General features: G+C 42.0%; 13 protein-coding genes. All 13 read left to right on the top strand.

Going from position 1 to position 13,753, the window contains the following annotated elements; genetic code table 11:
• The first annotated feature begins 89 nt into the window (after positions 1–89).
• The 13 genes from BA1DRAFT_RS04195 (at position 90) to BA1DRAFT_RS04255 (ending at position 13,457) form a co-directional block, all read left to right on the top strand.
• Entirely contained in the window at positions 90–599 is a 510-nt protein-coding gene (locus BA1DRAFT_RS04195; protein ID WP_235200966.1) for a hypothetical protein, read from the top strand.
• Positions 596–832, top strand: a complete 237-nt coding sequence (locus BA1DRAFT_RS04200) for a hypothetical protein (protein WP_036776339.1) — start codon at positions 596–598, stop codon at positions 830–832. Before BA1DRAFT_RS04195 ends, BA1DRAFT_RS04200 begins: the two co-directional genes overlap by 4 nt.
• Before the next feature lie 13 nt (positions 833–845).
• Positions 846–2,258, top strand: coding sequence for a replicative DNA helicase (dnaB, locus tag BA1DRAFT_RS04205; protein WP_051560653.1), 1,413 nt, complete (start codon positions 846–848; stop codon positions 2,256–2,258).
• 175 nt (positions 2,259–2,433) lie between these two features.
• A complete protein-coding gene (locus BA1DRAFT_RS04210; protein WP_152544274.1) occupies positions 2,434–2,622 on the top strand; it encodes a hypothetical protein in 189 nt (62 codons plus the stop codon).
• Positions 2,623–3,167: 545 nt separating this feature from the next.
• A complete protein-coding gene (locus tag BA1DRAFT_RS04215; protein WP_036776342.1) occupies positions 3,168–5,606 on the top strand; it encodes a phosphoadenosine phosphosulfate reductase domain-containing protein in 2,439 nt (812 codons plus the stop codon).
• 245 nt (positions 5,607–5,851) lie between these two features.
• Positions 5,852–6,199 carry a hypothetical protein gene (locus tag BA1DRAFT_RS04220; RefSeq protein ID WP_036776345.1) on the top strand — a complete coding sequence of 116 codons (348 nt, stop codon included), beginning with the start codon at positions 5,852–5,854 and terminating at the stop codon, positions 6,197–6,199.
• Positions 6,200–6,420: 221 nt separating this feature from the next.
• Entirely contained in the window at positions 6,421–6,948 is a 528-nt protein-coding gene (locus BA1DRAFT_RS23710; RefSeq protein ID WP_036776347.1) for a hypothetical protein, read from the top strand.
• A gap of 1,831 nt (positions 6,949–8,779) precedes the next feature.
• Positions 8,780–9,025, top strand: coding sequence for a hypothetical protein (locus BA1DRAFT_RS04235; protein WP_036776352.1), 246 nt, complete (start codon positions 8,780–8,782; stop codon positions 9,023–9,025).
• A 138-nt stretch (positions 9,026–9,163) separates the two neighbouring features.
• Positions 9,164–10,000 (top strand): DUF4942 domain-containing protein, encoded by an 837-nt coding sequence (locus BA1DRAFT_RS04240; RefSeq protein WP_051560654.1) that lies wholly within the window; start codon positions 9,164–9,166, stop codon positions 9,998–10,000.
• 107 nt (positions 10,001–10,107) lie between these two features.
• Positions 10,108–10,488, top strand: coding sequence for a hypothetical protein (locus tag BA1DRAFT_RS04245; protein ID WP_036776354.1), 381 nt, complete (start codon positions 10,108–10,110; stop codon positions 10,486–10,488).
• Positions 10,489–10,636: 148 nt separating this feature from the next.
• A complete protein-coding gene (gene radC, locus BA1DRAFT_RS04250) occupies positions 10,637–11,122 on the top strand; it encodes a RadC family protein (protein WP_036776356.1) in 486 nt (161 codons plus the stop codon).
• A gap of 85 nt (positions 11,123–11,207) precedes the next feature.
• A complete protein-coding gene (locus BA1DRAFT_RS22960) occupies positions 11,208–11,408 on the top strand; it encodes a hypothetical protein (protein ID WP_152544275.1) in 201 nt (66 codons plus the stop codon).
• 60 nt (positions 11,409–11,468) lie between these two features.
• Positions 11,469–13,457: a ParB/RepB/Spo0J family partition protein gene (locus tag BA1DRAFT_RS04255; protein WP_036776357.1), complete on the top strand. Its 1,989-nt coding sequence runs from the start codon at positions 11,469–11,471 to the stop codon at positions 13,455–13,457.
• Positions 13,458–13,753 lie beyond the last annotated feature (296 nt).

The raw sequence follows: 13,753 nt of genomic DNA on the forward strand, positions 1-13,753 counted from the left end.
TGATGACATTCTCAGTTAGCCGGACTATGCCTACGGCATAAAATTGTCAGGAAAATATCTATTTTGGTGGGTAAGCAATGGGGGTTGCTTTGAAAAACGAAAATAACACTATCGAACTCAAAATGTGGCTGAAACATGCGCAGTTTACATTCTCACGTACTGGCTGCCCGTATGATCGCGTTAATGACACTCTTCTGACGTCTGCAATGCTAGTAGCCAGGCAGAGTGAAATGCATCCCGAACGATTAGAAACGTTATTGGAGAGTATTGCTACTGACTTTCCCGGATACGATTTTATGCGTTGTCGCTTCAATCAAAGCCTGTTTCCCCATTTTGTCATGAAACACGAGATGTTGGTGATGATAGGAGGCCTAACTGAATACCTGATCGACGGAATTATGCTGGCTGCACTTTGTCATATGCGCCAACTTAGGACACTGAGCGAGCTGTTGACATTAATCCCGAACGGGATGCCTGAACGTAATGTGCTGAAGGAGTTATGGCAATCCCAGAAAACGGATGCTGGCTGTAATTTACTGGACAACTTCGATCTGATAGATGCCATAGCTAGTGAGCAGCATGCGAGAGGTCAGCAATGAATATCCACCATCTGATCAATAATACCTGCATTGTAAAACTCAGTCATGTCGAACTGTGCTATCAGGCTGTTCAGAACTATCAACAGCGTGGACGTGGGCGTTTCTATCGCGATTCCCGTTTATGGCAGGTCAATCAACATAAATTCTTGCTTGAGTTTCTGGTCCACATTAAGGCCAATTTCATTCGTAACAAGCTGATTAACTGTGAAAGCGGTGCCATGAATTTTAATTAGCGAGGGGCCGGGTATGTTATCCAAAAAAATGAATAAGGCGAACAGGTCAAACACAAACGATGAGCAGATTAGCGGTTTGAAAATACCACCTCATTCCATTGAGGCCGAACAGGCCGTACTGGGTGGATTAATGCTGGACAATGAACGCTGGGATGAAGTTTCTGAAAAAGTCGTCGTTCAGGACTTCTTTCTACGGGCTCACGGAAATATCTTCGAACAAATGAAGACGCTAGTGGAACGGGGATCACCCATTGACCTGATTACCGTTTCTGAAGCACTGGAGAACAACGGACAGCTGAAGTATGTCGGTGGATTTGCATATCTTGCTGAGCTATCCAAAAACACTCCTAGCGCGGCGAATATTCTGGCCTATTCTAATATTGTGCGCGAACGAGCTATTATCAGAGAGATAATATCAGTTGCAAATGAAATCGCTGATGCCGGATACGACCCGCTGGGGAGAACCAGCACAGAATTACTGGATTTTGCAGAGAGCCGGGTATTTCAGATCGCTGAACAGCGTGATGATAAGAACGCCGGGCCGATGAACATCAATTCTATTCTGGAAAAAACCATTGCAGCTATTGAGGACCTGTACCAGCGGCCATACGACGGAGTTACTGGGCTTGATACAGGTTATACCAACATTAACAAGAAGACGGCAGGACTCCAGCCTTCCGATCTGGTTATCATCGCAGCAAGGCCATCGATGGGTAAAACCACGTTTGCAATGAACATCTGTGAGAACACAGCTCTGACAGCTGATAAGCCTGTCATGATATTCAGCCTTGAAATGCCCGCTGAGCAGATCATGATGCGTATGCTGGCTTCTCTGTCCCGTGTTGATCAGACGAAAATAAGGACTGGGCAACTGGACGATACTGACTGGGCACGCATATCCAGCACGATGGGCATCCTACTGGAGAGAAAAAATATTTATATCGACGATAGTTCCGGCTTGACACCTACCGAACTTCGTTCCCGGGCACGCCGTATATACCGCGAACATGGTGGGCTTAGTCTCATCATGGTTGACTACCTTCAATTAATGCGAGTACCGACTTTATCTGATAATAGGACGCTGGAAATTGCGGAGATTTCCCGCTTATTAAAAGCACTCGCAAAAGAACTCAAGGTGCCGGTTGTGGCGCTTTCGCAACTAAACCGCTCACTGGAGCAGCGAGCAGACAAGCGGCCGGTTAACTCTGACCTGCGTGAATCCGGCTCAATCGAGCAGGATGCAGACCTGATCATGTTTATCTATCGTGATGAGGTCTATAACGAAAACAGTGATGCGAAAGGGATTGCGGAAATTATCATTGGTAAGCAACGCAACGGCCCAATCGGTACGGTTCGCTTGACATTTAATGGTCAATGGTCACGGTTTGATAATTATGCTGGTCCAATATACGATGATGAATATTGAGCCCACAGGCTCCAATTAGGTGCCTTTTAGATTATTGACAAAATGAATATGTGACTTAGCGACCATATTCAGCAAAAAATAGAAGATGAACATGAACAAAGAACAAATATATGACGAACAGATCGCTCATCTGATGAGACGGATAATTGTACTTTGCAAGGCGCACGAAATCCCTATGGTAGCATCGTTTCATATCCCAAGTAACGTTGATCCAAATCTCAGCTGTACTACAGCGCTGGCATTGCAAGAGTGGGGGACTCCTGACCGATTTAGTAGAGCTGTGCAGGTGCTCAGAGGCGAGCCACTAATGGTCACTATGCAAAAAGATGATGGCACAGCAACATGCATCGCTGTCTGTGATTGATTGTTTGTCAGCGGTCTGAGGCTCCAATTAGGAGCCTTTTTTCTTCATCGTGCCTTTTCAGTTATTTGTCACTCGTTCGTTCGGTTAGCAATTAAAGCAACTAAAACGAACAATATCTAGTAGGGAAATTATGTATCGTAATACCAAAGATTAACTTCAGACTGAACATATTCAAAAGTAGTGCATTCTGCTGAAGCGGGTAGACACATAATGTGATTAAGATTATTTATGGCAAAATCGCCATGTTACTTATTTGAGGGCCGAAAAATCTATTTCTTCCTCACTGAAAGGGCGTGCTCACTTAGGCAGAACTATTGTGGATCTATGCCACTGGCCGGAATAATCTGATGCGTAGCAGCGGCATCAAAGCCATTGCGAAACATGCAGTCAGCGCCTTGCCGTGCTCCATCAAATGCTGTGAAGCAGCGATACACAAATTTACTTAAGAATGGGCATCTAATGGTGCTTTTTTCTTGCCTGTGTTTTTCGTCACCTGACTACCTCATGGGAGAATATTGGTAAACAAAACGAATAGCAGGTGAGATATGCAACAATCGTTTGATTTCAACCCGCCAAACTCAATTTATGCTCCGATTTTAACCGGGGATAAGTGGGATACTATCTGGCAAACTCTGGCTTCTGATGAAGATCTCAACTACGTGGACGCCAGCGCTGACACAAGTCTGGCTGGCATGATCACAACTGGCGTTAGTGCAATCTATAACGCGTTGATTGATGGCTGGACGATATCACTTGCCTACAGTTCTGGTAAAGATAGTGAGGTCGTTCTGCACCTGTTTCTAATGGCACTAATGCGAGCCAAACGCAGTGGCTACAAAATCAGTCAGTACCATTTTGTTCAGCATACAGACACGAGAATTGAAAATCCGGAAGTGCGCTGGCTGGCAGATACCAAACTGGCTGAGCTGGAAAAATTCATCCAAAAGCACGATCTGCCGCTGACCATTATCATTGCCCGCCCAGGTTTAACCTCCAGTTGGACAGGGCGTATCTTGACTGGACGAGGATTGCCTACATTCTCTAATTCCAATGCCCGCCAGTGTACGAATGAACTCAAAGTCTCTTCAGCACGTCGGGCGAAAGCGAGGTACATGCACGCTCTGCCAAAAACTATCAGAGATCGCGTGTGCTTGCTGCTAGGTAGTCGTGATGCAGAAAGCACTATCCGTGCAAACAACATCGCCAAGAAAGGCGGCAGCGCTGATAAAATCCGCGTAACCAATGACGGTGGCGAACTTTATCCGATCCGTCACTGGTTACAAGGCCATATATGGGAGTTTTTGCTTTCATCAGGTTCCGAAGCAAAATACCCGTTACCAAGTTATCTGCCAAACAATAATGCGACTGCGGAGCTCTATAAGGCTGCGACGGGAGAGTGCGTTTGGTCCGGTTCTCAGAAACATGCCAGTGAAGCCTGTGGAAGCCGTTTTGGTTGCTGGGCCTGCCAAGCTGTCAGGCTTGATAAATCAATGGAAAATCTGCTGCGCTCCGATGAAGAAAAATACGCCTACATGCTGGGCCTGAACCGTATTCAGCGTTTTCTGTCCAAACGCCGTTATGCATGGGAAGACCGTCACCCAGTTGGCCGCACCATCTATGAAGGTGGTTTTATCAAAATTCAGCCTGATGTCTATTCGCCGCGTTTTCTGGATCGCTTGTTGCATATCTGTTGCAGTGTTGATTATGTCGAACAGAAACGTGCTGAAGACGTAATGGAAAAATTGCTTTCCGGCCAGCTGGAAGACAACGAGCAGAACCGCCGCATGGCTGAGCCTCAATTTCGCATCGTGAGCGAGGAAGCTATTGTACATATTGATTTTATGTGGTCTTTCCATCACTTTAATGAAAAGCCATTCCGAGCGCTAGAGATCTATCGTTGCGTCTGGGCTAAAGGTGAATTAGACCTGCTAGAAGACGAACCAGATATGCCGATCGTGCCGAAACAACCCATTCCAAAGCCGCTGTGGCTTAAGGTCGGTAAATTCGGTGATGATTCCGCATTTGATGGTCTGTCTGACCCAATTTCTGAAATGACCTATTTTGACGGGGATAACGACGAACGCGTTTGTCGTACCATCAAAACCAGTAAAGGCCTGCGTCGCGTCATGAATTTCGTTGAAGATGATGAGGTCACGATTGATGAGGATGCTGCCTCTTTCATTATTTGGGTTGAATATCCACGTCTGAAAGCTGACGTGGACGCTGGTAAGTACACTCCGGGCAGTGCAGCACAGTTTTATCTGAGATATGGCGCGGTTGCTCTGTGTAAAGGGAAAGCAGCTATTTATCACCGAATGATGCAGCGTGGCCAAACTTATCATCGCCTTGGCCTCAGTGGAGTTCAGACAATGGAAGACATTGCCCAAAGAAAGGATCTACGCATTCTGACCACTGATAAGTATCAGTATGTACTGAAACACACGCTAAAGGCTCGTATTATCCGTTTTAAGTGGTGGGTGAACTTGGCTTTCACCATTGAGTACCATCTAAGTAATATGACTTCGTTCGGCCTCTGGCTTAGTATCGTGTTGCAACAGGAAGAGCGCGAAACTTTATTAGAACAGGAAAAACTAATGACCAATCAAGTGCTGAACGCAGTAACCAGTCAGACTAGTGCATGGTGCCTGCTGGTAGTAAAGAAAGAGAGCAGCACTAGCCGAACAACCGATGCATTGCGCCGATCTTGGCGCAAGGAACGTAGTCTGGCATACACGAAAATCCAAAGGGTACCCGAGCAATTGAAGCCGCTGGTGGCGAGTGAGCTCTATAACACATATCGTCAGATGCTTTTCGAGCTGAATACTAATCGCCGGTTAAGTGTCGGCCTTCACGCGATGCAGGAATTGGCGCAGAGCAACTTTGATGCCCTGAGAGTTCATATTCGCGTCATAATGAGGATAATCCGGCAGTACCAGAATGCGCAAAATGACAATGAGCAAGGAGAGTTATTCATTGCGGCCTGATTTCGTCGCCCGCTACAGCGCGGGCATAATACACCCGAATATGTAAAAAGATGGAGAAATAAAGATATGGCAGGGGGTAACGACGCTTAAATTACTGGGTATTTCGTTAGCGATAATCTCGCTTTTGTTTTCTTATGGAAATGAGAAGAGCCAGCGAGAAAAATTTAACTCCAAGAGATGGCTTTGACCAACGCTGTTATAACGCCAGAGTGACCTGATTAGTGTAGTTACTGGAAGAAATGCCTATGGCAAAGAAAAAACAAATCAATCGCGAGGTATATGCGCGATTACAAAAACTGGCAGTGATCCCCAAAGGGATTACTCCTGAAAAACTGACTGAACCACAGACCGAGGCTGTGAAACTGGCTTCGGCTGTTGTTAATCATTGGGATAATTACCCGAGTATCCATATTCTTTTGGGGCCAGGATGGTCAGCAAGGATATCGCGCCACCTGATTTCTGCACTGCGGGAGCGTGATGCACTTCTTGCTCAGCTGGACAGTCTGGGAATCGTACCAGCTAAACCGGTCAGTAATTTCCAGCCATTGTCGTTCAGTGAGTTAATGAAGAAACTGTCTGCGGCCAAGGAATAATACCGGCTAACGAATTAGTGAGGTTACCAATGGCAGACAAATATTTTCAAACAGAAATTATTTAGGATAAATATCAGTAGGAGCTGTTCGAAGATAAAGCAGCCAAGAAATTAAAGCCACCGGTTCAACTTATCCGGAGTGCTCAGGATGAGGATAGCTATTAACACAAATATGGTAGCGCCAGCCTGATGCTTATTTGATGCTCAACAGAGAAAATAATAATGCCTATCATCAAGATGAAAATGCCAATAGAGCAGGAGATTTATGCATTTCTCAAGGTTCACTACCGCCACGCACGTTTTGAAGGACGTAATGGTGATTCGTGGGGCAAGGATTACTCATTATGTATCGTTAAATCGGCATATCAGGGGTTGGAAAAACATGGTTACTCTCTGATCTCCAACCATGAATCCAAGTCCAACGAAACGGTTTATTATCTCCGCACACTGGAAACGTTCTCTGATATGACATCTCTGCGTGAACATGTCTACGCAATACCAGAGACGGTCAGCATTGAGATAACCGTTCCCTGTGATTTGACCGGAAACATTGAAAGGCAGGAATTAGCCCAGCGGCTGGCGCACCTGCGTCGTAAGGTTCATGCAATGCATCCTTTTTGCCGGGTAGTGGTGAATGCCGGTGAAGTTGAGACTGATGTGAAGATTACGAATGCAACACTCGCCGAGGACATAGAGCTGCGCGAAGATATCGCCGCGAAAATTGAGCACTGGGTTTACCGCTTACGATAGCTATAAACCCATTAACCTTTTGTATCCGCGGTTTCCATCCCCTTTTTGGTTCCTAGGCGAACACGAGAAACTCGGCACGGTTTTACCTGAGGGCACTGTGTTAGTGGATTCAACCAAAGAGATACTTCAAATTCAAGAGGGGGAATTACCCCCTCTAGGCACCGTTGACATTAAAGCAGAGACCGAAGAATCCTGCTGCAAACGTATTGAAAGGGCAGAGCAGGAATGGCAGTCACTCCACTAAGAAGAAAAGGAACTGCGGATACTGCGCGACCTGCGTTTGAAACCGTACTCGTTGGTTAACGCCGACCATCAACAAAACAAGTTTTGTTTCTGTCCGACGTTATTGTTTGGATTGCCGTCATTTTCTACATCCAGCCTTTGGAACACTGATACTGGCTCTAAGCACACTAGTTTGCGTATAGCGATCAAATAGTTGTTGTCCCATCTTTATTGGTAACCTTTCCCATTCCTTAGCAATAATGTCTGCTACCAGCGTGTGATTGGTAATCTCGACCACAGTAATATTTTCAAACCTACAATCAAAAAGGAAAATCAGTCCAGAAATCATAACGTTTTGCTGCCATTTAAAGTGAGGGCCGTGTGGTCGGTGGATTTGAATAAATTCAGTTTTTTCTGATTGGTTAGGTAAAATGAAAAAAATTATCCTGTTTTTTTGCTTTAATGTCTCCTGTAGTGGCAGCTAAGACTTTGTTCATTAGTGACAGCCTAATATGCACACAGAGCAAAGAAATACTTTTCAGTCGATGGGCTGTATCAAGAACACACGGGCCTCAGTGATCACAGCCCGCTGATTTGGCTTGAATGTGTACAAACAATACCTGTTCAGCAATATAGCTCTATCGTCATTTCCTCAGGCGCAAATGACGCGGTTGAGTTAAACCAGATATAGACCTACCAGCACAAAGCCGAACAATTTATCCAGTACATCAAGCAACATAGCCAGCAGGTACCCATTACATGGATTCTTCCACCAGTGATGAAGGAGCCGCGCATAGAAAGGTATACTTAAAAATACAAGGAAGGCTATCAAAAGAGAGGTCAACTTGTCTGGGATATATTTCTTCTATCCGCAAGACTTTCTAGGAAATACCTTCACCTACTCGATCAACGGGGTTCAGATAAGAACGCAGGATGGGATTCATTATACAGAATACAGACAAAGATAGCGACTTGATAATTAATGAGCTGATTAAGTCTAATTAACTTTGTCAGCTAACAGCTCATAGTATTGAGAAAAAGTTGGTTTCATTGGGAAATAAATAATAACGATAGATTATCCTAATAAGTCCAACATTGTTTTGCTGATACCATGTACAAATAAATATACCAGTTCAGTCTTAAATAACTTTCCAAAATAGTGCTCCACTTCATACAACGCTTTGTGTAGTAAGGGTTGTTCACTATGCATAGCAGAGCAATGAATTAATGTAGTCTATCAGGCATCAGATCTTTACTGCTTGGATATTAATTAAAATAGACCAACTGTATCAGTATTATGAAAATCTATTTAGACAATGTATGATGCCTTTTTGTTTCCTTTTACCACCATCACTTCATAGTCGTACTTTTCTATATCACATTCCGACGAAGGATAAGGATTGACGCTTATATTTAAGCGCATAAAAGCCAATAAATCATGTGCTGGAGTTACTATTCATTAGAACACATGCGAACCTGATAATGGACAGATTATTACAAATCAAATGAATAGATTATATTTGATAATACTTGCTATTCTCATATTTGTCCCCTGTGGGGGGCATGTTTAAATGATGAAGTAAACATTGAGTGATAGGAGATAATTTTTATGGCTGAGTACAACACTTTGTCACGCTACTCCCTGACGATCAACAGCTTCTTCCCCACTCAATTAGCAGAAACCGTAAAAAGTAGTGATATATCCTGCATTGTTGCAGACAACAAATTTCATTACCTGTTGACTAACAAGGCCATCTCTTATTACTACAAGCGAAATGCCAGACTCAAAGGAGTTACACATGGAAATAAGTATCAGCATGCAAATTCAGAAACCATGTTTTTTCTACCTTATTAAGTTTTTGTTAAAAATATATGGATTAGTTCACGATTTGTGAAATATATTCTGTTAATCCTATGTTTTAGTATTGATCTTAAATAATACATCTACGCTTCTGGTAAATAATTAATAGATAAAATGGAAAAGGTATTTATTATGAAAGATTCTATTAAATTTCCGTCTGAACAGGTGAGCTATATTAATTCTAAAGAAGAAATTATATTGTCTGTTTCTATTGAGAAAATTGTTTCTTATCGTAATCATATATTAGAGTTAATTGAAAAAGCTATTGATATATTAGATCAATCTCAGTCTTTATCACTTGAAATAGGTGGAGGAGCATTATTTGATTGGGAAATAAAACTTGGCAGATACGATAAAGAGGATATTTTAAAAAAAATTACGAAAATAAATGATCGTAGTATTTGGAATAGCTTAATGAGTAAGTCGGGCATGTTTAGCTTGATGGATGATCAAGCTAGAGATGAATGGGAAAGAAATTTGGAGAAAGGAGAGTTTCCTGAAATAAAAAGAGAAAATATTGAATCATCATTTGAACAATTGAGTAGAGAAAAAAATGATATTTTTGAGCGGGGAGTTATAAATATTTTTAAAAATTTATCATGGGACTATAAAACTAATGTTCCGTATAAATTTGGGAAAAAGATCATTATGAATAACTTGGTTAACCATGATAGTTTGCGGGGTTTTAGAGTGAGTTCGTTTGGTAGTAATAAATTAGATGATCTTGAGAGAATATTAAATATTTTTGACGGTATAAATGTTAAAGATTATCGAAATAGCATTGGAAGATTATTTGACGATCACGTAATAAGCTCTAAAGAAGCAACTGAATACGAAGACGATTATTTTATTATTCGTTATTTTAAAAAAGGGACTGGTCATATATTATTTAAACGATTGGATTTACTAGAAAAATTAAATTATATTGTTATTCTCCATTATCCAAACACATTACCTGAACGAGTTTAGATAGAGGAAGATTTGTTGTATTATGTATTTAATTTTAAATGTTACTAATTAATCCACAGCGACAGGAATAATATTGCATGCCTGTCAGATATGAGAGTAGGTAGAAAATGGACGAAGAAATTACATTAACAGCGATGTATTTAGCAGTAGCTGCAAAAGAAAATTGGGAAAATTTTATTAATACTATACGAACAAAACAAATACAAGGAGAGATAGGTTTAATGTCTATGTTAATCAATCATGCGAAATCCGTTGATGCAGTAGCGAATATGCTTAATAAAAAAGGCTATGATTTCCCCGGATGCTGGCTCTATGAAATTGTTGAAAAATTTGGGGGAATATTAGTGACTAAAGATATATTGTTTTTAAAAGAGAAAGCTGCCAATATATTGGCAAATATACTGGTAAAGTGGTTTTCTATAACAAGAACCGAGTATGATTATTTTACTGAGGAAGTGAAAAAATCTTATCTTACAGCATATGAATGATTATAAATTTCAGAGGTTAATAACTTACTAAATATATTATATTCCTATATTGATATATTTTTTAGGTGATGTGATAATTAATATAGAAATATGGAATGACGTTTTTAAATTTCTTTTGGCGCAAAGCCCGTCTTATAGGATAATATCAATGCTAAATTCAGAATTAATATTAGCAAAAGAAAACCAAGAACTATTGAATGATAAAATCATTCAGCAGACAATAGCTATACTAGATTCCCGTTTAAAAGTTAAAGGTATTGAAATAACTGGAGTTGAAGATGCTATTAATTATCTGCGGTTGCAATTGGAGTTAGAAGAAATAGAGGTTTTTTGTGTTTTGTTTCTTGATAACAAAAATCGTGTTATTGAATTTCAAAAGATGTTTTATGGTTCTATCCGTTCTGTAGAGATTCATCTTCGTGAAATTATTAAGGTTGTTTTAGCATTAAATGCTAGTGCTATCATTATTGCTCATAATCATCCTTCTGGTAAGGCCGAACCCGGTAATATGGATTGTATCTTAACAAATAAGATATCTAATCTTCTAAATCTTATGGATATTCGTTTTATTGACCATATTATTATCGGTCACAATGAATATATTTCATTTGCTGAACATGGCCTTCTTATTTAGTTGCTTTTGATTGTTTAATTATCCGGGCAGATTGGGTTTTGAATAACTGGGTTTCTTTGTTTTTGAGACTAAAGAGTGGGTAGCGTTGTGGAAGAAAAAAGGATATTTGGGGGCACCTCAAGGCTCTCCGTCGGAACAGCAACAGGCTCCCGCAACGCCGGAAACAAAAAAGAAAGGTAAAGGTCGGAAAGCGAAAAGACTACTGCGCCACAACAGTTTCAAACGGGTATGGAATACCCACCGATGGATTTTGACAACCAGCTTGATTGACATAAGAGAATTTTAGAAGTGCCGGACGTAGAAACCGTCCGGCAGAGATTAATCAAAACGCAATGAGGTATTAATAATGTCAGAGACTAATGTTAAAGTAACCATCAAAGAGAGTAAAACAGCTAAAAAATATTCCCATAAATCGCATAATGCAGCTCGGAAGCTGGTTACGGTACTGGAACAGGTAGCAATTGAGATTGTTTCTTATTCCTGCCTGTCTGATACCAATCAGAATGTGCGTTTTATCCCCTATTCACAGGAGAGTGTTGAAGATCTGGCTACCAGCATCGCAGCTGTTGGTATCCTGCAAAATCTGATTGTTGTTGAAATGCCAGATGGTTCACTGGGTGTCGCCGCTGGCGGCCGCCGTAAGGCAGCGCTGGCATTACTTATTGAACGGGGTGTTATTCAACCCGATCAGCTTATTGTACCTGTCAAAAAAATTCCTGCCGAACTTGCTGTTGCAGCTTCTATGACAGAGAACGGACAGCGTAAGGATATGCACTCATCTGAGCAAATCGTCGGTTTCCGTTCAATGGCGAGCGAAGGGAAAACGCCCACACAGATTGGTGATTTATTGGGCTACAGCCCCCGTCACGTACAGCGGATGTTGAAACTTGCTAACCTCGCGCCCGCCATTTTAGATATGTTGGCAAAAGATGAAATCACAACTGAACACTGTCATGTATTGGCATTGGAAAACGATCAAGAACGTCAGTTACAAGTATTAGATGCTGCGCGTCAGCAAGGCCACAACGGTAGAATTTCTGCTTGTGACATCCGTTGCCTTATTACTGCTAGTGAAGTGCTGATCAGTGATAGCGGCAAATTTAAGTTTGTTGGTGCAGGTGTTTTTACTGACGGAGAGATCCGCCGTGATTTGTTTAGCGAAAGTGAAAATGATGGTTATGTCGATGCAGTTCTGCTTGACAGCCGTGTCATGAGTAAACTTGAGCAATTAGCGATAGAAATAGAACAGGCAGAGGGTTGGTCATGGAGTTTAGCACGTATGGAGCGTATCAAAAGGTGGGGGGAAGATGGTCAGAAATATGTGTTCCTAGATGAGCCAGCACCGGAATACACACCGGATGAGCAGATCCGCCGTGATAAATTGATGGCATCACTCGATGCACTGGATTCATTCTGTGATGAAGCAGAAGTGTTGAAAATGCAAATCAACGACATCGAGCAGATTGTCATTAATCGTGCATGGACAGATGAACAAAAAAAACATGCTGGCATTGTTGTGTCATATCACAATGGCTGTCTTTGTGTTCAGCGTGGAGTGTTACTGAAAGAGGATGAAGTTCAGGACAAGGACAACTCCGACGAGCAAGGCAACGTTCCGGCCAATGTTATTACATCCCCGAAAAATGCGGTTGATGATATTAACCTGCCGCTACTCAAAGCCATGTCTTCTGAGCGTACACTTGCACTACAAGCCGCGCTTGCACAGCAAACGCAGACTGCGGTGGCTTTACTTGCATGGACACTTTGTACGGAGGTGTTTGGTGGGAGTTCAATGTTCAAAAATCCTTTGCAAGTGCGTTTGAATACGTCACATATGGGGCTTTGTGATAGTGCACCTACCGGAGAAAATGGACAAGCGTACACCATTTTGATGGAACAGAAAGAGTACATTAAAGCCCTGCTACCCGAAGATTGGAAGAAAGATTTTACATGGTTGCTGGCATGGCCTGTTGAACACATTCATAACCTGATGGGTTTTTGTGTAGCTTGTGGTATCGATGGCGTTCAGAACCGTGAGTGCGGCCGAACACAACTAAGCCCACTTGATGGGTTGGAAACAATAATGGGCTTCCATCTACGAGACTGGTGGCAACCGACCAAAGATAACTTTTTTGGCAGACTCAGCAAAGCGCAGATCTGTGAAGCGTTAACCCAAGCTGGATTAACGGGTGCTGCTAGTGATGCAGAAAAAATGAAGAAATGCGACGCAGCCGAATTGGCGGAAAAATATATGGCAAACAACCGTTGGGTACCTAGATGGATGAAAGCTGAAACAACAGAAGCACCATTAGCTAGTAATGATATTGCAGCTTAACATGGAGACACCGCCTGAAATGGCGGTGCCCGAAAAAAAGACAAGGAGGGTTGTTATGAGTTTAGCAGACCAACAAAGAGGCTCAGATTAAGATAGACGAAGCTATCTGCGTCATCATCGAACAGCATGATTAAACCACATACTCACGACTTGGAATATCTGGGCTTTTTTATGCTTGTTCCTTCTAAAATCGCTTCATTTTTCCCGTAGCAAATTCACTATTAACTGAATAATTGTAAAGATTAATTTATGGTAAATTCGGGGCGAAATCCCGCAAATTCCATTTGCCTGTATGA

Source organism: Photorhabdus aegyptia, from assembly GCF_000612035.1.
GTDB classification, from domain to species: domain Bacteria; phylum Pseudomonadota; class Gammaproteobacteria; order Enterobacterales; family Enterobacteriaceae; genus Photorhabdus; species Photorhabdus akhurstii.